Source organism: Kitasatospora sp. NPDC059803 (genome assembly GCF_042732255.1).
Classification (GTDB): domain Bacteria; phylum Actinomycetota; class Actinomycetes; order Streptomycetales; family Streptomycetaceae; genus Kitasatospora.
The window spans coordinates 1-19,331 of record NZ_JBHWIJ010000150.1; the positions used below are offsets into that span (position 1 = coordinate 1).

Annotated in this window: 18 protein-coding genes; 11 read left to right on the forward strand and 7 right to left on the reverse strand. The window is 75.4% G+C overall.

What is annotated here, in order from left to right; genetic code table 11:
• A partial coding sequence (locus ACFV6I_RS22920; RefSeq protein ID WP_380427341.1) for a glycosyltransferase family 4 protein occupies positions 1-674 on the reverse strand: 674 nt, incomplete at its 3' end.
• Between the two features lie 323 nt (positions 675-997).
• Between ACFV6I_RS22920 and ACFV6I_RS22925 the strand changes: the two genes are divergently transcribed.
• Both ACFV6I_RS22925 and ACFV6I_RS22930 read left to right on the forward strand, forming a co-directional pair.
• Positions 998-2,257 carry a glycosyltransferase family 4 protein gene (locus ACFV6I_RS22925; protein ID WP_380427343.1) on the forward strand — a complete coding sequence of 420 codons (1,260 nt, stop codon included), beginning with the start codon at positions 998-1,000 and terminating at the stop codon, positions 2,255-2,257.
• A 187-nt stretch (positions 2,258-2,444) separates the two neighbouring features.
• A complete protein-coding gene (locus ACFV6I_RS22930; RefSeq protein WP_063350163.1) occupies positions 2,445-3,119 on the forward strand; it encodes a thiol:disulfide interchange protein DsbA/DsbL in 675 nt (224 codons plus the stop codon).
• A gap of 55 nt (positions 3,120-3,174) precedes the next feature.
• Here ACFV6I_RS22930 and ACFV6I_RS22935 read toward each other — a convergent pair whose 3' ends face one another.
• Together ACFV6I_RS22935 and ACFV6I_RS22940 are read right to left on the reverse strand one after the other, a co-directional pair.
• Positions 3,175-3,921, reverse strand: coding sequence for an SAM-dependent methyltransferase (locus ACFV6I_RS22935; protein WP_380427345.1), 747 nt, complete (start codon positions 3,919-3,921; stop codon positions 3,175-3,177).
• Between the two features lie 57 nt (positions 3,922-3,978).
• Positions 3,979-5,127 (reverse strand): glycosyltransferase, encoded by a 1,149-nt coding sequence (locus ACFV6I_RS22940; RefSeq protein WP_380427347.1) that lies wholly within the window; start codon positions 5,125-5,127, stop codon positions 3,979-3,981.
• A 57-nt stretch (positions 5,128-5,184) separates the two neighbouring features.
• Here ACFV6I_RS22940 and ACFV6I_RS22945 point away from each other — a divergent pair, with 57 nt between their 5' ends.
• Positions 5,185-5,970 carry a glutamate racemase gene (locus ACFV6I_RS22945; RefSeq protein WP_380427349.1) on the forward strand — a complete coding sequence of 262 codons (786 nt, stop codon included), beginning with the start codon at positions 5,185-5,187 and terminating at the stop codon, positions 5,968-5,970.
• A 487-nt stretch (positions 5,971-6,457) separates the two neighbouring features.
• On the opposite strand, the gene ACFV6I_RS22950 is transcribed toward ACFV6I_RS22945, so the two are convergent.
• Positions 6,458-7,483 carry a polysaccharide deacetylase family protein gene (locus tag ACFV6I_RS22950; protein WP_244293515.1) on the reverse strand — a complete coding sequence of 342 codons (1,026 nt, stop codon included), beginning with the start codon at positions 7,481-7,483 and terminating at the stop codon, positions 6,458-6,460.
• Positions 7,484-7,856: 373 nt separating this feature from the next.
• Here ACFV6I_RS22950 and ACFV6I_RS22955 point away from each other — a divergent pair, with 373 nt between their 5' ends.
• From ACFV6I_RS22955 to ACFV6I_RS22965, 3 genes are all read left to right on the forward strand, one after another.
• Positions 7,857-8,129 carry a hypothetical protein gene (locus ACFV6I_RS22955; RefSeq protein WP_063350167.1) on the forward strand — a complete coding sequence of 91 codons (273 nt, stop codon included), beginning with the start codon at positions 7,857-7,859 and terminating at the stop codon, positions 8,127-8,129.
• A gap of 340 nt (positions 8,130-8,469) precedes the next feature.
• Positions 8,470-8,979: a sugar transferase gene (locus ACFV6I_RS22960; protein WP_063350168.1), complete on the forward strand. Its 510-nt coding sequence runs from the start codon at positions 8,470-8,472 to the stop codon at positions 8,977-8,979.
• A gap of 73 nt (positions 8,980-9,052) precedes the next feature.
• Positions 9,053-9,541 carry an NUDIX domain-containing protein gene (locus tag ACFV6I_RS22965; protein WP_063350169.1) on the forward strand — a complete coding sequence of 163 codons (489 nt, stop codon included), beginning with the start codon at positions 9,053-9,055 and terminating at the stop codon, positions 9,539-9,541.
• Between the two features lie 119 nt (positions 9,542-9,660).
• On the opposite strand, the gene ACFV6I_RS22970 is transcribed toward ACFV6I_RS22965, so the two are convergent.
• A complete protein-coding gene (locus ACFV6I_RS22970; RefSeq protein ID WP_347878552.1) occupies positions 9,661-10,275 on the reverse strand; it encodes a PTS fructose transporter subunit IIA in 615 nt (204 codons plus the stop codon).
• A gap of 294 nt (positions 10,276-10,569) precedes the next feature.
• On the opposite strand from ACFV6I_RS22970, the gene ACFV6I_RS22975 reads away from it, so the two are divergent.
• The 3 genes from ACFV6I_RS22975 (at position 10,570) to ACFV6I_RS22985 (ending at position 13,590) form a co-directional block, all read left to right on the forward strand.
• Positions 10,570-10,782: a DUF397 domain-containing protein gene (locus ACFV6I_RS22975; RefSeq protein WP_208869206.1), complete on the forward strand. Its 213-nt coding sequence runs from the start codon at positions 10,570-10,572 to the stop codon at positions 10,780-10,782.
• A 712-nt stretch (positions 10,783-11,494) separates the two neighbouring features.
• The gene (locus tag ACFV6I_RS22980; protein WP_063350170.1) at positions 11,495-11,989 is read left to right on the forward strand and encodes a hypothetical protein; all 495 of its coding nucleotides are present in this window, start codon (positions 11,495-11,497) and stop codon (positions 11,987-11,989) included.
• 317 nt (positions 11,990-12,306) lie between these two features.
• Positions 12,307-13,590, forward strand: a complete 1,284-nt coding sequence (locus ACFV6I_RS22985; protein WP_380427351.1) for an acyl-CoA dehydrogenase family protein — start codon at positions 12,307-12,309, stop codon at positions 13,588-13,590.
• Between the two features lie 36 nt (positions 13,591-13,626).
• On the opposite strand, the gene ACFV6I_RS22990 is transcribed toward ACFV6I_RS22985, so the two are convergent.
• Positions 13,627-14,841, reverse strand: coding sequence for an aminoglycoside phosphotransferase family protein (locus tag ACFV6I_RS22990; protein WP_107452966.1), 1,215 nt, complete (start codon positions 14,839-14,841; stop codon positions 13,627-13,629).
• 473 nt (positions 14,842-15,314) lie between these two features.
• Between ACFV6I_RS22990 and ACFV6I_RS22995 the strand changes: the two genes are divergently transcribed.
• Positions 15,315-16,796 carry a hypothetical protein gene (locus ACFV6I_RS22995; protein ID WP_063350171.1) on the forward strand — a complete coding sequence of 494 codons (1,482 nt, stop codon included), beginning with the start codon at positions 15,315-15,317 and terminating at the stop codon, positions 16,794-16,796.
• 114 nt (positions 16,797-16,910) lie between these two features.
• Here the strand turns inward: ACFV6I_RS22995 and ACFV6I_RS23000 are convergent, their stop codons facing one another.
• Complete coding sequence (locus ACFV6I_RS23000) at positions 16,911-17,441, reverse strand: hypothetical protein (protein WP_063350172.1); 531 nt, start codon at positions 17,439-17,441, stop codon at positions 16,911-16,913.
• 286 nt (positions 17,442-17,727) lie between these two features.
• On the opposite strand from ACFV6I_RS23000, the gene ACFV6I_RS23005 reads away from it, so the two are divergent.
• Positions 17,728-19,239, forward strand: coding sequence for a HEAT repeat domain-containing protein (locus ACFV6I_RS23005; protein WP_380378584.1), 1,512 nt, complete (start codon positions 17,728-17,730; stop codon positions 19,237-19,239).
• Positions 19,240-19,331: the final 92 nt, after the last annotated feature.

Consider the following 19,331-nt stretch of genomic DNA (forward strand, 5'->3'; position numbering starts at 1 on the left):
CCGCGGCGTCGCGCGGCCCCGGCCTCCACCCCCCGGGCCCGCCCCTGCGGGGGGTGGTGCCCGCGGGGGGCCCCCCCCAGCGGCACGTCCTGCGCCAGCTCCAGCGCACCACGTACGGCGGCCCGCCGCTCCGGGGTGGCCGTGCCCAGCAGCTCCGGGTCGAGCCCGCGCGGCACCACGTCGATCCGGCGCCGGGGGATGCGCAGCCGCCGCGCCATCGTGCCGGCCACGTGCCGGGTGAGCGCGTGGAAGCGGCGGGCGCCCTGGGCGGTGGCCGCGTCCAGGGCCTGCGCGGTGCGTATCCGCCAGGGGCTCGCCCCGTGCGCCGCCGACTGCTCCGGTCCGTACGCCGGGTCGAGGAGGCTGGAAACTACCGGGGTGCGGGCGGCCAGGGCGGCGGCGCGGCCGAGCACGTCCGAGGCGTGGCGGGCGGTGTGGACGAGATCGGGCCGGCGTTCGCGGATCAGCCGGCGCAGCGCGGCGGCGGTGGCGGCCCCGGTCGGTCGGCCGACGCCGAACACGGCGGCGCCCGCCGCGGTCAGCTCCGGCTGCCAGCCGCCGGGGGAGTCGTAGAGGTAGGCGACGTCCAACGTGACGCCGGCGCGCACCAGTTGGGGAGCCATCGAGACCAAGGCGCGCTCCGCCCCGCCGGTCCGGTTCACGCTGTCGACCACCAGAAGCACCTGCACCGGCCACCCCCGCCCGCTGCGGGCGCGTCCGTTCTCCCGTGCCGGACGCCCCCTGACTGGTGATCAGCATCGCAGGTGGCCGTCGGGCCCGCCAGCCGTACGGCGGCCGGGGTCGGACGCCGGGGTGCGGCGAGGCGAGGCAGAGCGAGGCAGGGCGAGAGGGGGCGGAACAGGGCGCACGACGGGAGCAACCGGCGCACGGCCGCAGTCGACCAGCGCACATCAGGTGTATTCACGCGGGCGCACGGGCCACCACCAGGTTGCGCGAAGGGGCTGTACGGCGCGGGGCGCTGTGCCAAGGTCGGTCCATGCCCGACCATACGTCGGCCGACCCGGCCGGAACCCGTCCCCGCGTCCTGCACCTGATCAGTGATCCACGCCGCGGCGGCGCCCAGAACTTCGCCCGTGACCTCCACCGGGAACTGCGCCGCCGGGGCCAGGCCTCCGCCCTGTGCGCCCTCGCCCCGCACCCGTCCCCCGGGCCCACCGGGCCCGCCCTCCCCGGGCCCCGCGCCGCGGACCGCACCGGAGTTCGCGCCGGGGCCGGTCCGGGAGCCCGCCCCGACGGGCCCGACCGGCAGCCCGACCCGCACCCCGGCGCCTGCGCCGACGAGGAGGACTTACGCGCCGCCGTCCTCGGCTCCGGCCGCCTGCGCCCCGGCACCCTGCGGGCGCTGCGCGCGGCCGCCCGCGGCGCCGACGTGGTGCTCGCCCACGGCTCCGACACCCTGGCGGCCTGCGCCCTCGCCCTGGCCGGCACCCGCACCCCCTTCGTCTACGTCTCCGTCGGCCACCCCCGCTACTGGACGGCGAACCGGCTGCGCCGGGTGCGTGGCGGCGCGCTGATGCACCGCGCGGCCGCCGTCACCACGCTCACCGACGAGGCCCGCGCCGTCCTGGAGGGGCAGTTCCGGCTGCCCGACGGCAAGGTGCACGTGATCTCCAACTCCCGGGCCGCCGAGAGCTATCCGCCCGCCGACGGCCGGGCCGACCGGCGCGCCGCCCGGCACGCGCTCGGCCTGCCCGCCGACGTCCTGCTGGTCGCCTGGATCGGTGCGATCGCCCCGGAGAAGCGGCTCGACCTCGCCCTCGACGTCCTCGACCGGCTGCCGGACGTCCGGCTGGCCATCGCCGGGGACGGCCCGCTGCGCGAGACGCTGGCCCGCCACCCGGCCGCCGCCCGCGCCCACTTCCTCGGCGCCCTGCCCGATCCGGCGCCGCTCTACCGGGCCGCCGACGCGCTGCTGCTCACCCGCGACAGCGAGGGCGTGCCCGGCGCGCTGATCGAGGCGGCGCTGGCCGGCGTGCCCGCCGTCGCCACCGACGTCGGGTGGGTGCGCGAGGTGGTCCGGGACGGCGCGACCGGCGCGCTCGTCGCCCCCGGGGACCCGCTCGCCCTCGCCGAGGCGCTGGCCAAGGTGCTGGCGTGCAACCGTGCGGGCCTCGGCGCGGCCGCCCGGGCGCACGCGTTGGAGCACTTCGAGCTCGGCGCCGTGGTGGACGCCTGGCAGGGGCTGGTCGCCGAGGTGTGGGCGGGGGGTGGCCCGGGGGCGCGCACCGGTCCGTGACAGACCCGCGGCGGCGGGCCGGGCCGGGCGTCGGGTTGCGCGCCGGGCCGGGCGCCGGGCCGGGCGTCGAGTCGCGCGCCGGGCTGGGCGCCGGGCCGGGCGTCGGGCTGGGCCGATCGGGCGAATCCGGGCCAGCGTGCCCGGCCGAACTCGACGGTAACGAACCGCCGCCAGCACACTGCCCGGTGTGAACTCGAAGTCGCTGCTGCGGTCCACCGTCCTGCTCGCCATCGCCGCCGGGATCGCCGTATCCCCCCTCCAGGCCGGCGCGGTGAGTCACCAACCCCCCTCCGAGGGTGCCCAGTTCGTCAAGCTGGACCATCCGCAGCCGGTGCGCGAGAGCGTCCGCACGGAGGCGGCCGAGTTCTTCTGGTACGACTGCGTCCACTCCCAGCAGCTCGAACAGCCCTTGCAGGCCTGGGCCGAGAAGCACCGCGCGGACGTCGCCCTGCGGCGCGTCCCGGCGATCTGGCCGGGCGGCCCGGACGAGGGCGCCCAGCGCGGCCACGCGCGCCTGTACTACACGCTGGAGCGCCTGGGCCTGGTCGAGCGCCTGCAGAGCAGCGTCTTCCGCTCGGTGCGCACCGACCAGACCGACCTCACCACCGAGGCCACCGCCACCGACTGGGCGGTGCGCCACGGCGTGGACGCCCAGCTCTTCCGCCGGACGTACCGCTCCGACGAGGTGGCGCGGTCGGTCGACGAGGCCGCCGTCGAGTTCGTCCGCTACGGCGTCAACGAGCTGCCGACGGTGGTCGTCCAGGGCGAGTACCGGACTTCGCCGAGCAAGGCCGGTGGCGTCGAGGCGATGCCCGAGGTGCTGGACTACCTGGTCCAGCAGGAGCAGCTGCGCGGGAATTGAGCCCGCCGCCGGCCGGGGCCGGACAGCCCTCCGGCGGCCCGCCCCGCCCGGCGGTTCAGTCCCGGCGCAGCAGGTACGTCACGAAGCCGAACGTCCCCCGGTAGCCGTGCAGCCACTCCCGCCGGTGCCGGTCCGCGGCCTCCCGGGCGGCCGCCGCGTCGGGGTCGTCCGGGTGCTCCAGCGCCCACTCGGCCAGCGCACCCGTCCACGCGAACTCGTAGTCGTCCCACTCCTGCGGGCTGCTCACGTAACCGGACACCGGTGTCCAGCCGTCCGCCAGCACCCGGTCCGTGGTGGTCGCCAGGTCCGCGTAGTCGTCCCGGGCCGCGCCCAGCCCGTCCAGGGCCGCCCGGGACGGCTCCCGCTCCCAGAAGCCCTCGCCGACCAGCACCCGCCCGCCCGGGGCCAGATGCTCGCGGGCCGCCGCCAGCGTCGGCAGCAGCCCGCCGAAGGCGTGGGTGGCGCCCACGCACAGCACCAGGTCGAAGGGCTCGACCGAGCCGAACTCCCGCGCGTCCACGTGGTGCAGGCCGATCCGGCGCGCCACGCCGAGCACGGTCGCCGCCTCCCTGGCCCGGGTCAGCGCCGCCGCGTCCAGATCCACCCCCACCGCCCGCCAGCGCGGACGCGCCGCCAGCGCCCGGACCAGCCACGCCCCCTCGCCGCAGCCGAGGTCCAGCGCCCGGCCGTCCGCCGCCCCGGCGGTCGCGCGTTCCAGCAGCAGGGCCACCGACTCGTCCGTCAGCGGCGCCGCGATCGGGTGGTGGGCATGGGCGAGACGGGAGATCCTCTGGCGGTCCATTCGAGCAGTATGGAGCCAACCGGCCTGCCGTGCCCGCGAATTCGGGTCCCGGAACGCTCAGGCCCGCGAGTACGTCCGGCCCTTCCACGCCGCGCCCCGGCCCCGCCAGTGCTGCACCGCCGAGTCCACCGTCATCAGCAGGTACAGGCCCGCCGTGAAGGGCAGCAGCAGCACGGCCGGCGCCGGCTGCCGGTAGTACCGCACCATCGGCAGGTAGGTGCCCGCCATCAGCGCCCAGGCCGCCCCGCCCGCCACCGCCACCGCCGGCGCCCCCGCGACCAGCCCGGCCGCCGCCGCCACCGGCGGCACCAGGTACACCAGCCCCAGCCCCAGCACCGTCCCGAGCAGCAGCAGCGGCGAATGCCGCAACTGGGCGTACGCGCTGCGCGACACCATCCGCCACAACTGCTCCAGCCGGGGGTACGGCCGGACGCTGTCCACCGCCCCGGCCAGTCCCAGCCAGGTCCGCCCGCCCGAGGACTTCACCGCCCGCGCCAGCGACACGTCGTCGATCACCGCACCCCGGATCGCGGCCACCCCGCCGGCCCGCTCCAGCGCCTCCCGCCGCACCAGCGAACAGCCGCCCGCCGCGGCCGCCGTCCGCCCACCGGGCCGGTTGCTCCAGCGGAACGGGTACAGCTGCGCGAAGAAGTAGACGAAGGCCGGCACGATCAGCCGCTCCCAGCCGGTCTCCACCCGCAGCCGGGCCATCTGCGACACCAGGTCCAGCCCGTTGCTCTCCGCCGCAGCCACCAGCTCCGCCAGCGAGTCGGGCCCGTGCGCGATGTCCGCGTCCGTCAGCAGCAGGTACTCGACGTCCGGACCGGCCAGCTCCACCCCGTGCCGCAGCGCCCACAACTTGCCCGTCCACCCCGGGGGCAGCGGGGGAGGAGTCGTGACGGTCAGCTCCAGCCCGTCCATCGTCCGCAGCTCCGCCGCCACCGCGCCCGTGCCGTCCGAACTGTGGTCGTCCACCAGGATCACCCGCGCCCGCCCCGGGTACTTCTGGGCCAGCAGCGTCGGCAGGCTCACCGGCAGCACCTGCGCCTCGTCCCGGGCCGGCACCACCACCGCCGCCTGCGGCCAGCGCACCGGCGGACGGCGCGGCGGCAACCGCACGTCGGTGCGCCAGAACAGCCCGTGGCAGCACGCCAACCAGAGCCAGACCAGCAGGGAGAACGCGGCGATCCACAACAGGACGGTCACTCCCGCAGTTTGCCGCAGAACCGGCCGGATCGGGCGGATCGACTAAAGTCTTGCCCCGTGAAGATCGCACTGATGGACTCCGGAATCGGCCTGCTGGCCGCCGCCGCCGCCCTTCGGAAGCTGCGCCCGGACGTCGATCTGGTGCTCTCCTCCGACCCGGCTTCGATGCCCTGGGGGCCGCGCACCTCCGAAGAGGTCACCGACCTCGCCCGCGGCTGCTCGCTCGCCGCCGCGGCGCTCGAACCGGACGCGCTGGTCATCGCCTGCAACACCGCCTCCGTGCACGCGCTCGCCACCCTCCGGGCCGAACTCGAACCCGGACTGCCCGTCGTCGGCACCGTCCCGGCGATCAAGCCCGCCGCCGCTCTCGGCGGCTCCGTGGCCATCTGGGCCACCCCGGCCACCACCGGCAGCGCTTACCAGCGCGGCCTGATCCGCGACTTCGGCGGCACCGCGGACGTGACCGAGGTGGCCTGCCCCGGCCTCGCCGACGCCATCGAACACGGCGACGACGCCGCCATCACCGCCGCCATCGCCGACGCCGCCGCCCGCACCCCCGCCGGCACCGCCGCGATCGTCCTCGGTTGCACGCACTACGAACTGGTCGACGACCGCATCCGCGCCGCCGTCGCCCCCACCGCCTCCCCGGCGCTCACCCTGCACGGCTCCGCCGACGCCGTCGCCGCCCAGGCCCTGCGCCGGGTCACCGACCCCACGCGCACCGGCGCCGGCACCATCACCGTGCTCCACGCCGGCGCCCCCGCCGCCCTCCCCCCGGCCGCACTCCTCTACCCCCAGGGGCGCACCCTCGCCGCCCTGATGCGCAGCACGCTGCCGGCGTGACACCCACCGCCCTCGCGGAGCACTTCGCCCCCCGGCGAGCCGCTGACGAGCCCCCGCCGGGCCCCCGCCGGTCCGCCACCGGGCCAATTTTCGCCCGCTGGCGGTCCGCCCTTCAGCCCGCGCGGAAGGCCACCGCAGCTGATCCCCATCCGGGGCAGCCGAGGGCAGGTTCTCTGTCATGAGTTGAGGGGCAAATCTTTGCCCTCCAACCTCCGGGGGTCGGTCGAGGAGTCCCGTGGTGGCCGGCCGTCCCGGTCTTCCGCGGAGGCTGCCTGTCCGGGGCGGCTGATGCAGGAAGTCGGCCTGCCCGACGGTCTGTGCCCGTGGGGCAAGGCCTTGCCCCACAGGCGGGTGGTTTGCCGCTGAGGCGGGGCCAAATTTCGCCCCCCAGAGGTCCGGTGCCCCTCCCCGGCAGGGCTCATTTTTGCCCCTGAGTGACCCTGAGCACCCCTGAGTGCCCCTGCGTCCCCTCGCGTGCCCCGGCCGGTCAGGCGACGGCTTGGCGGCGCCAGCGGCGGTAGGCGGGTTCGAGGCCGGAGAGGATGGTGTCGAAGCGGCGGGTGCTGGTGGTGGAGTCGACCTGGAGGCGGCTGATCTGGAGCGGGTGGGAGGGGATGCGGGGGCCGAGCCGGTGGTCGGAGAGGAAGCCGAGGCGGTAGCCGAGCTCCTGGAGGACGGTTTCGGCACGCGGGTCGTGCCCGCCGTCCGGGTAGGCGAAGGCGATCGGGGGTTCGCCGAGCCAGCGGGTGAGGGCTTCGTGGGCGCCGGTGATCTCGGCGCGGACGGTGGCGTCGTCGCAGCGGCCGAGGCAGGGGTGCCCCTGGGTGTGGTTGCCGATGGCGACGCCGCCGTCGCGCAGGGCGAGCAGGTCGGCGGGGGTGAGCTGCTCCTGGCGGGGCGGGCGGCGGTCGGCGCTGACCCGTAGCTCGTGCAGGCTGCGCCGCCGGTCGGGGTCGGGCATGGCCTTGAGCCGGGGGAGCAGCTGGGAGGGGTGCCCGCAGTCGAGCGAGCGGGCACGGCCGCCGTGCCGGGCGAGGAAGTCGGCCTCGTGCCACCAGAAGGGGCGTTCGGTGCCGATGAGTTCGGAGATGACGAAGGCGGTGGCGGGGATGCCGCGGGCGTCGAGGGCGGGCAGGGCGTGGGTGAGGACGCTGCGGTCGGCGTCGTCGAAGGTGACCAGGACGCTGCGGGGCGGCAGCGGCCGCTGTTCGGTGACGGCTTGGAGGACGGCGGTGAGCGAGACCGGGGTGGCGAGTCTTCGGAGCCGGTCGAGCTGGGCGCCGAAGGACCGGTGGTCGGTGACGCCGTGGTAGGCGAGGACGGCGAGGCGTTGTGCGGCGCGGGCGCGGAACAGGGGTTGGACGGGGGCGAACCGCAGCCATTCGCCCCGCGCGTCCGGCCTGCCCCGGTCGGCGGTCGGGTGGCGGCGGGTGGCTGTCGGCAGCGGGCGCACGAACGGGACGGGCCTGGTGGGGGCCATGGAGATCGACGTGGTGGACTGGGACTGCGGCACGGTTCCCCCTCGGTCGCCGAGCGGCGTGGCGGTACCGCCGGAGGACGGAGTCCGGCCTCCGACTCCAGGCGGCGGCGGCTCCGCCTCCTGGGTATTCCGGTCCGCGGTGGGGGGCTCGCACCCTTCCCGCGAACGGCTCCTGGATCGCTCAATGCCATTGAGACCGCTGCACCGGGCGGATGGTTGTACCGGGGGGACGAGGATTTTTCGTGGACTGATGTGAACTGATGTGAACTGAATGTGGAGCCGGAATGCACGACCGGGGCCGGTCCGCGACCTGCTCGGGCGAGGTCGGCGGGCCGGTCGCACCGGGTGGTCGAACGTTCTCTCCCTGCGGGCTGCCTCCGGCGTTCGCCGGGGGTACCTTGGGCTCATGGCAGATGCGGACCGTGATCCCTTCCACCTGCACGGCGCGACCAGGATGGCCCGTGCGTGGAGTGGTGGCGCCCTGGTCACCCACCAGCTTCTGCTGGCGGTGGTGGGTTTGGCCTGTCTCGCGCTGGGCATTGTGGTGGCGGTGATCGTTCCGGACAGTGACGGTCCGGCCTGGGCGATGGCGGTGGCGGGCTGTCTGGCCGCGGGAGTGCTGCTGCTCGGCCGGATCGCGTTCGGGCTGCTGCGTTACCGCCGGGGCGCCGCGCTCTAACCTCCTCAGCGACCGGCCGGCCTTCGGTGGACGGCTGTACTTCGATTGCCCTCGGCATTCCGAGCGGCAGATCGAGCAGCAGATCGAGCAATATTGGTCAGATCGACCGAATTTCGGCCTGTCGGACAATCCTCTGCCCACTTCTTTCACCATTCCCGGGCGACGGCTCCAAGGCGCCTTTACTGTGAATGCGTTCTTGCGGCTCGACGGTGCCGTGGACTCGACGGTGCCGTGGAGGGGAAGAGATGGGCGGCAGCGCCACGTCCGATCCGGGCGGAGAACCGGGTGGAGAACCCGGCAGGAAGCCGGACGGCGCACCGCGCACCACCGTGTCCGCCGGATGAAGCGCGGCGGGGACCTCGCCCTCGCCGCCCTGGCCGGGATCGTCGCGCTCCCGTTGGCCCTGGTGATCGCCGCCCTGCTCCGCTGCACGGCGCGCGGCCCGGTGCTCCTGCGGCTGACCCGGGCCGGACGGCACGGCCGGGAGTTCCAGGTCCTCCGCTTCCGGACCAGCCGGGGAGGGCGGCTCGGCGTGCTGCTCCGCCGGACCGGCCTGGACGAGCTGCCCCGGCTGTGGAACGTCGCCCGCGGCGAGATGGGGGTGATCGGCCCCCGGCCCGTTCGCCCCGACCAGGTGGTCCGCTACTCCCGCCGCGAGCGCGGCCGGCTCGCCGTCCGGCCCGGGCTGACCGGCTGGGCCCAGCTCCAGGCCCGCCGCCCGCTCGCCCGGCCGGACTGGGCCGAACTCGACCTCTGGTACGTGGAGCACCGCTCGCTCCGGCTCGACCTGCGGATCCTCGGGCTGACCGTGCTGGCCCTGCTGCGCCCGGAGGGCGGCCTCGCACGATGAGCCCGCGCGTCGCGGGTCGCACGTCGGTGGCGGCGGCCCGGGAGCCTGCCGGGCAGGGCCTAGGCTGCGGCGTATGGCCATTCCCCCGTTCCTCGCCGATCTCCGCGCCCTGGTGGGCACCCGCCCGCTCTGGCTGACCGCCGTCGTCGCCGTCGTCCTGGACGACCACGGCCGGGTGCTGCTGGGCCGACGGGCCGACGACGGGAGGTGGGCGCCGGTCGGCGGCATCCTCGATCCCGGCGAGCAGCCCGCCGACGGCGTGGTGCGCGAGTGCCTGGAGGAGACCGGGGTGGTGGCCGTGCCCGAGCTGCTCGCCTCGGTCACCGTCTCGCCGCAGGTCACCTACCCGAACGGCGACGTGACGCAGTACCTGGTGCTGACCTTCCGGTGCCGGGCGGTCGGCGGCGAGGCGAGGGTGAACGACGACGAGTCGCTGGAGGTCGGCTGGTACCCGCTGGACGGGCTGCCGCCGATGATCGAGGTCGAGCACGAGCGGCTGCGCCACGCGCTGGAGTGCGAGGGGTCGGCGGTCTTCGTGTGGGAGGGCAAGGAGCGCCCCTGACCGGCGCACGGCGGACGGTCCGCATCCTCGCCTCCCCTCCCCGGGCGGGCCGGGAGTCCGGACCCTTCGCCGATGGTAGCCGTCCGGTCACCCCGGGTGGGGGGAATTCGCGAGGCCGCTCAGCCCTTGCGCTGCCGGTAGGCCTCCTCCGCGGCGTCCAGGACGGCGGCGAGGTCGCCGCCCGCGGTGGCGGTGGCGGTGGCCGCGACCGCGCCCTCGACGAACGGCGCGTTCGCGAAGCGGACCGGGAACGGGAGGCCGTGCTCGTCGGCGTCGGACAGCAGGGCGCGCACGGTGGTGACGGCGCTGCCCAGGTCGGCGAGCACCACGACCCCGTGGCCCTGGTCGACCCGGCGGGTGGCGGCGGCCACCAGGACCGCGCTGATGCCGGGACCGCCCTGGTCCCCGCCGGTCGCGGCGATCGGGGCGGGGGAGTCGGATCCGGTCAGTGCGAGCGCGAGGGCGCGCACCGCGATGGCCAGTTCCTGGCTGTGCGACACCAGGACGATCCCGACCCGGCCGTGCGCGGGGGGCCGGCCGGAGGCGGGCCGGGGCAGCGTGGCGGGCGCGGGTGGCGTGCGGGGCGCCGGGGGGTGGGCCGAGGGGGCGTCGGAGATGGGGATGACATCGGCGCGGGTGCCGTCCCGGCGGCTCATCGGCTGCTCCCTCTGGGCGGTGGCGGGTGGTGGTGGGCGGTGCTGGGCGAGGTGGTGCGGGCCGCGTCCGGTGCGCATCGGGTTCGCGGGGCCGGGGCGGGCCGTCGAGGGCCGTCGAGGGCCCGTGTACGGCCGGCGGGGGTGGTCCCCCGCGCTGCCAAGCACTCTGGCAGCTCCGGTGGCCCCCGTCGGGCGGGACACGCGTTGAGCGGGCCTCCTGCGGCGTCCGGGCCCGGCTGGTGGAGTCCTCGTCAACCCGCTGACCGGGGCGGGCGGGTGTGGTTAGGCTGGCCGGGAAAGCCGTCGGGAGGAGACCGGGTAGTGGCAGTCAACAGTGGGATCGACGTGGAGGCGGGCGGCGCGGAGCCGCAGCTGGCGCCGAGCGGGAAGCCGAAGGTGGACTTCAGCGGGGCGAAGTGGCTGTGCAGCAGCCAGGGCGTCGGGGATGTCCAGATCGCGTTCGTGGACGGGTACATCGGGATGCGGGACGGCCGCCAGGAGGACGGTCCGGTCCTGGTGTTCACGCCGGGGGAGTGGCGGGCCTTCGTGCTCGGTGCCCGGGACGGCGAGTTCGACCTCACCTGAGCCACCGTCGCACGACCGCGGAGCGGGTCCCGTCGGAACGGGGCCCGCTCCGCGGTCGATTTCGGCCCCGAACATCACAACTGATGATCTATTGAACGTGCCCCGTCAGAATTTCTGTTGACTGTTAGACAAACGCAGCTCAGAGTATGAGCACAGGCAGACGCCGTGCCCACCGCCCCCACGCGGCCAGACACGGCGCCTGCTGTGCGACCCGGCAGCGTTGCCAGGCCATCCTCCCAGTCATCCCCTGCGCACCGGGGTGCGTCGGCCGGTCCCGGCCCACGAGGGGCCGGCAGTCGCCGGGAGGCTGGCGTCGACGCCGAGAGCGACTCGGCGGCGACACCGTTTGCTCGGGACCCGCACGCCCCCACGCGGCGGCGTCCCGAGCAAGATCCGCGGGAGCGACGGGCCGGGGCCCCGCGGATCTGGCTTGTGGTGATGGAACTGTTGGCTTGTCTGCTGTGCTGTGTGCGACGACGAAGCTGGGTGCTCGGCAGTTCGGCACGACGATGTGCACAGTGAGGGAAACGCGTGTAGGGCCGCGTTGCGACATGCCGTCCCCCCGGAGGGTGAAACCCAGAACGGCTGTCGTGCTGAACCGAACGTAGCCCGGACGGTTGCTCAGAGTCAACATTGGTCTCTGAGCGTCGATCTCCCGACGGTGCCCCACCCACCTCGCGAGCGTGGTGTGCCGGGCACGTACGATGTTCCCATGTCTTTTCTCCGCCGTCGCTCCGGACAGCCCGCCGGCCCGGACTTCGACGTGCTCGCGATGGACCCGGGTGACTGGCCCGGCGACTTCGGTGCGGCCATGATGACCGGCCCGGACGGCTCCTGCCAGGGGATTTTCCTGCGCTACGACCTGTTCGGCGGCAGAGGCCCGGCGATGTTCATCGGCAACCTCCCCGAGGGCTCGCCCGCCCGGGAGACCGGCGACAGCGTGCCCTTCGAGGTGCGGCAGCTGCTCGCGGCGCTGGAGAACGACGAGCCGGTCGACTTCGTCTCGGCCGAGGACTTCCCGGTGATGCTCGGGGACGACCTGCTGATCGTGAAGAAGGTCAAGGTCAGCGAGGAGCGGGTGTTCTGCGCCCAGTTCGGGCGCAGCGACGGCGTCCAGGTCACCATCGCGTCCTGGGACCGACCGATTTCGGACGACCTGTATCAGCTGTTGAAGCCGCTCCCGGCCGACATGTTCCAGCAGGGCTGACCGGCCTCGACCGGGGCTCGGACGCCGCTTGACGGTTTCGATCACAGGTTCGTACAGTCGCGAACATGTCGTGCCGTCTCCCGCTGCTGACCCGTCGCAGCTATCTGGACCTGCGGCGCACCGCCAGCGCGGTGTGTCCGGGCCGCTGAGGGGGATTCGTCCCCGAGGCGGCGGGCGGCCGGCCGTTCGTGGCCGGCGCCGAATCCGGGGGCGGGCCGTGAACTGACCTCCGAGGCCGCCCGTCCGGTACCGCGCGCCCGTCCGGCGTGCCGCCCGCATCTGCCGCGCCCACGCTGCCGCCCGGAGGCCCCAGCACCATGACGACCACCGCCGCTGACCGTTCGCCCGCGGACCGCCCGTCCGGCACCGCGACCGCCGCCGTGCCCGGCACCGCCTCGGGAGCGTCGGATTCCGGCCACCCCGCGCCCGATGCCGCGCCCGACCGCTCGGCCGTCGTCGCCGCCCTCGCCGGACTGCCCCGGGTGGTCGACCTGCTCTCCGCCCGCGCCGAGGAGCACGACCGCGACGCCACCTTCCCGTACCAGGGCATCGAGGCGGTGCACGAGGCCGGACTGCTCACCCTGACCGTCTCCCAGCGGTACGGCGGACCGGGCGGCACGCTCGCCGACACCGTCCGGGTACTGGCCCAACTCGGGCGCGGGGACGCCTCGGTGGCCGTGGTCACCGCCTTCACGCTGCTCCAGCACGCCGAGCAGGCCCGCCGTGCCTCCTGGCCGACGGCGGGCTACCGGCGGCTGCTCACCGAGTCCCGGCGCGGGCCCGCCCTGGTCAACACGCTGCGCGCGGAGCCCGGCGGCCGGCCCGGAGCGCTGCCGGACACGGTGGCCCGGCGGGACGGCGAGGGCTGGTTGTTGACGGGCCGGAAGACGTACTGCACCGGCGCCGAGGCGCTGGCCTGGATGGCGGTGACGGCGCGGACCGACGAGCCGGAGCCGAGGCTGGGGACGTTCCTGGTCCGCGGCGAGAGCGAGGGCCTGGAGATCGACCCGACCTGGGACCAGGTCGGCCTGCGGGCCAGCGCCAGCCACGACGTGGTGCTGGAGCAGGTCCGGGTGCCGACCGAGCTCGCGCTCGGCCTCACCGCTCCCAAGGGCGGCGCGGTGGACGCGGCCGGGGCCGCCGAACTCTCCCTCGCCTGGCACGATCTGGCGCTCTCCGCGGTGGCGATCGGGGTGGCTCGTGCCGCCCAGTCCTGGCTGATCCGCTTCCTCAACCAGCGCACTCCGGCCAATCTGACCGAGCCGCTCGGCACCCTGCCCCGCTACCGCTGCGCCCTCGGCGAGATCGAGGCCCAGCTGATCGGCGCCGAGGAACTGGTCGAGGGGCTGGCCCCCCGGGTGGACCGGGGCGAGCCGGACGCGGTCGCCCGGACCGGCCCGGCCCACCTGCTGGCCACCCGGGCCGCGACGGCGGCGGTCCAGCAGGCGGTCTCGCTCACCGGCAACCCCGGCCTGAGTCGGCGTCACCCGCTGGAGCGCTACCTGCGGGACGTGCTGAGCAGCCGGGTGCACCTCGCCCCGGACGAGGCCGTCCTGGAGGCCGCCGGCCGGGCCGCCCTGGAGCGCGGCGGCCGGCCGTAGCGGATTCCGGGCCCCGGGGGCTCGGGGCCCGGAGCCTCAGCGGGTTCCGACCGCGGCCCGGACGGCCCGGCGGGCGAGCGCGGCGTCGTCGTAGAGCCGGCGGATCATGATCCGCTGCTCCTCGCCGGCGCCCGGCACGTCGTACAGCCGGATCTCCCGCATCAGCACCAGCACCAGGTTGACCAGGAACGCGTCCCGGGCCAGCGTGCCGCCGCTCTGGGCGAGTTGGCTGATCTGGCGGCGCGCCGCGGTGTCGCCGGACAGCACGCTCCACAGCACCGCCAGGTCGTAGCCGGGCAGGTACCAGCCGGCCTGCTCCCAGTCCACCAGCACCGGGCCGGACGGCGCCAGCAGCATGTTGCTGAGCAGGGCGTCGCCGTGGCAGAGCTGGAGCGGGGTGTGGCCGAGGCCGTGCAGCAGACCGCGCAGGTCGCCGGCGTCCCGGTCGGTGAGCTGGCCCACCGAGTGGTAACGGGCGATCTCCATCGGGTAGTCCATGCGTGGCTGGAACACGTCGGTCGGCGGCCGCCACAGGTTGAGCGTCCGGACGGCGGTCAGCAGCGCCCGCACCTCGCCCGGGGTGGGCGCGTTGACCGGGTGGCGCTCCCGCGCGGCCGGGCGCCCGGGAACGCGCTCCATGACGAGCACGCAACGGTCGTGGTCGGCGGCGACCAGCCGGGGCAGCCGCACCGGCGGGCGGTGCCGGACGAACGCCCGGTAGACCGCCACCTCGTGGTGGAAGTCGGCCACCAACTGCTCGAAGTAGCCACTCCGCACCGCCTGCGGCGCCAGGCACTTGGCGACCACCGGGGCCCGCCCGATGGTGCCCGCCACCAGGATGTGGCGGCTGCCCTCGCGCAGCACCTGGCGCGGGGTGAACGCGGGACATATCCGCGCGACGCTCGCCAGCGCGGCCCGCACCGCCGGGGTCTGCAGCGCCGACGGGTCGATCCGCTCGGGGCCGCCGACCTGGCCGGGCCGGTGCGGCGGGCGCAGCACCCGGCCGTCGGCCTGGCGGGCGAGCGGGAGCCGGCCGCCGACGGGCGGGGCCGCTTCGGGGCCGCGGAGCCCCAGCGCCGTACGGCCGGACGGGACCCGGGCGTCCGTGGACCGGCCGTCGGTGCCGTGCGGGGCCACCGGGCGGCTCGACGGGGGCACCTGCTTCGGCCCGGGGCGCCCGGCGGCCGCGGTGGGGGGGCGCAGCGCGGTGCGGGTCGCGGTCGGCGAGGGGGTCGTCGCTGAGGAGTACATGGGGTGAGGGTGGTCCCTTTCTGTCCGTCGGCAGGTGCGCCCCGCGGTGCGGGGAGGGCCGGTGCCGCGTGCTTCCTGGCGTGACGGCGGCCCTGACTCGGTGCGGTGGGTGGTGCGCGGGCGCCGGGCACGGACGCGGGGTCGGAAGACCCGGACGACGGCGGTGCTCCGGCCGTCCGCACCCTGGGGAGTACGGTCGGCCGGACTGCCGTGGCCGTGCCCGGCGCCCCCGCGCCACCCGGCCGCGCCACCCCCTCGGGTGAGGACCGGGAGCGTCCCGTGCCACGGTCGGGGGACTGCCCCGACGCCGGTGGGACGCCGCCCGACCCGGGGGCGAGGTGGCGCACCCCTACAACACACCCGCGGCGCACTGGCTTAGTAGTCTGGCGGGCCCTGGCGAACGGTGGCGAATGCTCGCCTGGCACTTGCCGGAGCCTCTAGCCTCGAATCAGCCGAGGAACCTGGGGGCTTCGTTGAGCAGGGAACCCAACACCCGACTCGCTGACTTGTTCGTCCTGACCGGTTGGTCGAAGGGCGAGCTCGCGCGGCTGGTCAACCGTCGGGGTGCCGCGATGGGGCAGCAGCAGCTGTCCACCGACACGTCGAGGGTACGGCGCTGGATCGAGCAGGGGGAGATCCCCCGGGATCCGGTGCCGAGGGTGCTGGCGGCCGTGTTCACGGAGCGGCTCGGCCGTGTCGTCACCACTGAGGACCTCGGTCTGGAACGACACCGGCCCACCAGGTCCGGAGCGGCGCAGTCCGCAGCAGTGCCATGGTCGCCGGATCGAACGGCCGCGGTCCTCACCGAGTTCACGGGAATGGACCTCATGCTGAACCGACGTGGATTGGTGGGCGCGGGTGCCGCGCTCACGGCCGGAACGGTCATCGCCGATTCGTTGAAGGGCTGGCTCGGGGGGGACGCGGTCGCGTACGCGGCCTCGGTCCCCGGGCCGCGCCAGGTGATCACCCAGGGCGGGGCGCGCCCCGCGGTGGACGTGTACGACGCGGGCCCGGTCGGGCTCGACGAGGTGGAGTCGCTGGAGCGCTCGGTCCAGGTGTTCCGCGCCTGGGACGCGGCGCGCGGCGGCGGGCTCCAGCGCAAGGCGGTGGTCGGTCAACTGAACGAGGTGGGAGGCCTGCTGACGCACCGACACCCCCCGGCGGTGGAGCAGCGGCTGTGGCTGGTCGCGGCCAACCTGGCGGTGCTGGCGGGCTGGATGTCGCACGACGTGGGCCTGGAGCCCACCGCCCAGCGGTACTTCATGATCGCGGCGGAGTCGGCCAAGGAGGCCGGCGACCGGCCGCGGGCCGGCGAGGCGATCTCCCGGGCCGCGCGGCAGATGGTCCACCTGGGCCGGGCCGACGACGCGATCGACCTGATGTCGGCGGCCAAGGCGGCCGGCGGCCGGGTGCTGCCGAGAACGCGCGCGATGCTGAACACCGTCGAGGCCTGGGCGCACGCCTCGATCGGGCACTCCCAGGACACCTGGCGGCTGCTCGGGGAGGCCGAGGACCTGTTCGCCGAGGGGGCGCCGGAGCCGCCGCCGTCCTGGATGCAGGTGTTCGACGAAGCCGAACTGCGCGGCATGCAGGCGCTGGTGCTGCGCACGCTGGCGGAGCACGACCCCTCGGCGGCGGCGCAGGCGCAGCGGCACGCGGAGCGGGTGATCACCCTGCGGGAGGGCACCGGGCAGCTGCGCTCGGCGCTGTTCGACCGGATCACCCTGGCCTCGGTGCACTGGCTGAGCGGCGAGCCGGACGCGGCGGAGTTCCAGGCCAAGATGGTGATGAACCTGATCGGTCAGAACTCCTCGCACCGGACCTGGGACCGGCTGCGCGAGATGTACCGGCTGACCGCGCGCTACCGGGGCCTGCCGGTGGTGGACGAGCTGCGGGCCGAGCTGGGGCGGGAGTTGCGGGCGGCGGACGCGAAGAAGCGGCCGAAGCGGTCCTGAGGCCCGGGGGTCCTGAGGCCTGGGGGTCCTGAGACGTGGAGGTTGTGCGGCCCGGAGGTTCTGCGGCCCGGAGCTTCTGAGGCCCGGAGCTTCTGAGGCCCCGGCGGGCCCCGGTCAGTTCGGGGGGGCCGGCCGCAGCAGCATGCGCAGGGCGGTGACGGTGCCGTCCGTGCCGAGGACGGGCTCGCCCGCGCACTCGACGCTGGCGTGCGGGGCGCCGTCGCGGCGGATCCGCAGGGTGCCGGCGGAGATACGGCCGTGGATCAGGGCGTCGGTCATCATCCGGCGCAGCACGGGCCGGTCGGCCTCGGGGAGGCGGTCGGGCAGCCGGTCCAGGCTGAGCGGGCCGTTGCCCGGGTCGCAGCCGAGGAGCTGGTAGGTGTCCGCGTTCCAGTGGACGCGGTCGGTGAGGAGGTCCCATTCGGCTGAGCCGATGAGGTGGTCGCGGCCGCCGTCGGCGTCGGGTCCGTCGCCGAGGTCGGGGTTCTTGGACGGCTCCTGCGCCGTGCCGTCCACTCTGCCGTCCGTTCCGCTGTCGGCGTCGCCGCTCGGTTCGCCGCGCGCGCCGTCGTCCGTCGCGCCCGCCGGGGCGCCGTCCACCGTGGCGGTGTCCGGTGGGCGGGCGGCGCCTATGGGCATCTTCATGGCGGGTCCATGGCTCGGGGGTGGCCCGCCGCGTGCGGGCCGTCGGTGGTGAGAAGACTGTGGCACAGCGCCCTCGCCCCTGCGGGCGATTTGGACATAACGCAGGCAAAATTCCCCTGGCATATGCCACTGTGGCAGCAGCCTTCGTCGCCCTGTGTGCGGAAGGTGGCGCGAGGCGGTAACCTTCGGTGATTCCGGCGCCCGGGCGCCCACCGCAGTACCGACCAGTGACCCCGGCGACGGAAATCCCGTTGCCACTACGACCGCCGCAACGGATGCTGACCTCATGTTCGAGCCAGTGATAGCACCCAGTGCCAGCCTCCTCGGCCTCCTGCAGCGAGGCCGCGGTGACGGGCAGCTCCACGCGCTGGCCGCCGACCGTACCGAGGCCATCGCCGCGCTGGAGGAGTGCGTCACCAGGGATCCGCGAGCCGACTGGCAGGTCGAGAACCGCTCCCTCTACTACGCCCGCCTCTACATGGAGCTGGAAGCCCCCCTCGACGGCATCGAGGACCACCTCCACTCCGCCGAGGACCTCGTCAGCGACGACGAGAACCGCACCGGCCTCGCCCTCTCCGTCCTGGGCCACCTCGCCGCGTACGGCCGGCGCGACGCGCTGCTGATGCTGCGCGAGTACACCGCCACCGGCGCCAACTGGGCCTGGGCCCTCGACGAGCTCGCCCTGCGCGACGACGACCGCGGCCTGCTGCTGCTCGGCACCGCCGTCCTGGACCGCTTCGCCCCGGGCCCCGAGGGCGACGCCGAGCTGCGCGAGTTCATCCGCAACGCCTACGAGCCCCGGCCCTGGCGGCTGTGGGCGGCCTACCACCCGAGAGTGGCGGCGGCCAGCGAGCAGTCACCCTTCGACCTCTGGCAGCGCCAGCTCAACCGCGGCGGCGTCACCCCGGGCTGGTCCACCGCCGACGTCCTGGCCTGGGCCGACCAGGGGAGCCTGGGCGCCCTCGGGGCCGGCGCCTTCCTCGGCGGAGCCGACAGCCGGCCCGAGCCCGCGCCCGACGCCGCCGATCCGGCCGCCCCCGACGCCGTGGACCGCCGGGCCGCCGCGGCCGCCCGCTGCCTGACCGCCGTCGTCCGGCCCGAGGACCGCCCCGCCGTGCTGGAGGCCGCCCGCGGTGGCCTGCCCGGCGCCCGCCGGGCCGCACTGCGCTACCTGGTCGACCAGCGCGACCCGGCCGCCGTCGAGCTGATCGAGGCCGCCGCCGTGGACGTCGACGACCGGATCGTGCGCGCCGCCCTGGAACTGGTCGGCCGGATGCGCGGCCCCGAGGTCCTGGCGCAGGCCCGCCGCTGGGCCGACCCGGCCACCGGGGGCGCAGACAGCGCGCTCGGCGAGGCCGCCGTCAAACTGCTCGCCGACGCCGGGGAGCCGGCCGACGCACCGCTCGTCGTCGACGGGCTGCGCCGCTGGGTCTCCGTCCGCGGAGTCAGTGGTACCGGGCTCGGCTCGCTGGTCGACGGTGCGGGGCGGCTGGTCGCCGCCGACGCCGTCCCCGTGCTGCGCCACATCTACGGGGAGGCCGCCTCCTCCGAACTGCGCGGCCGCGCCGCCCGGGCGCTCGCCGTGACCGATGTGCACTTCCCCGAGGGCCCCGCCGTCGAGTGCCTCTGGGACTGCGAGGAGTCCACGCGGGAGCTCGCCGCGCGCCATGTCGCCACCACGGGTGACGCGCGCGTGCTGGAGCGCCTGCGCCGGCTCGCCGCAGATCCGGCCGAGGAGGCCGAGGTCCACGCCGCCGTCCGCGGCCGGCTGACCGCCGCCCGGGAGTTCGGGCGGTAGGGCCCCGCAGGCCGGTGGCTGCCTCCCCGATCCTGGCGAACGACGGGGGGGGGGCGCCCCCCCCCCGTTCCAGCGCGTCGTCCAGAGCGTCG

Bases quoted from the DNA above. Each gene is read 5' to 3' on its own strand.
- ACFV6I_RS22925 (WP_380427343.1), top strand. From the start codon at position 998: ATGCCCGACCATACGTCGGCCGACCCGGCCGGAACCCGTCCCCGCGTC.
- ACFV6I_RS22935 (WP_380427345.1), bottom strand. From the start codon at position 3,921: ATGGACCGCCAGAGGATCTCCCGTCTCGCCCATGCCCACCACCCGATC.
- ACFV6I_RS22955 (WP_063350167.1), top strand. From the start codon at position 7,857: ATGGCAGATGCGGACCGTGATCCCTTCCACCTGCACGGCGCGACCAGG.
- ACFV6I_RS22960 (WP_063350168.1), top strand. From the start codon at position 8,470: ATGAAGCGCGGCGGGGACCTCGCCCTCGCCGCCCTGGCCGGGATCGTC.
- ACFV6I_RS22965 (WP_063350169.1), top strand. From the start codon at position 9,053: ATGGCCATTCCCCCGTTCCTCGCCGATCTCCGCGCCCTGGTGGGCACC.
- ACFV6I_RS22970 (WP_347878552.1), bottom strand. From the start codon at position 10,275: ATGCGCACCGGACGCGGCCCGCACCACCTCGCCCAGCACCGCCCACCA.
- ACFV6I_RS22980 (WP_063350170.1), top strand. From the start codon at position 11,495: ATGTCTTTTCTCCGCCGTCGCTCCGGACAGCCCGCCGGCCCGGACTTC.
- ACFV6I_RS22985 (WP_380427351.1), top strand. From the start codon at position 12,307: ATGACGACCACCGCCGCTGACCGTTCGCCCGCGGACCGCCCGTCCGGC.
- ACFV6I_RS22990 (WP_107452966.1), bottom strand. From the start codon at position 14,841: ATGTACTCCTCAGCGACGACCCCCTCGCCGACCGCGACCCGCACCGCG.
- ACFV6I_RS23000 (WP_063350172.1), bottom strand. From the start codon at position 17,441: ATGAAGATGCCCATAGGCGCCGCCCGCCCACCGGACACCGCCACGGTG.
- ACFV6I_RS23005 (WP_380378584.1), top strand. From the start codon at position 17,728: ATGTTCGAGCCAGTGATAGCACCCAGTGCCAGCCTCCTCGGCCTCCTG.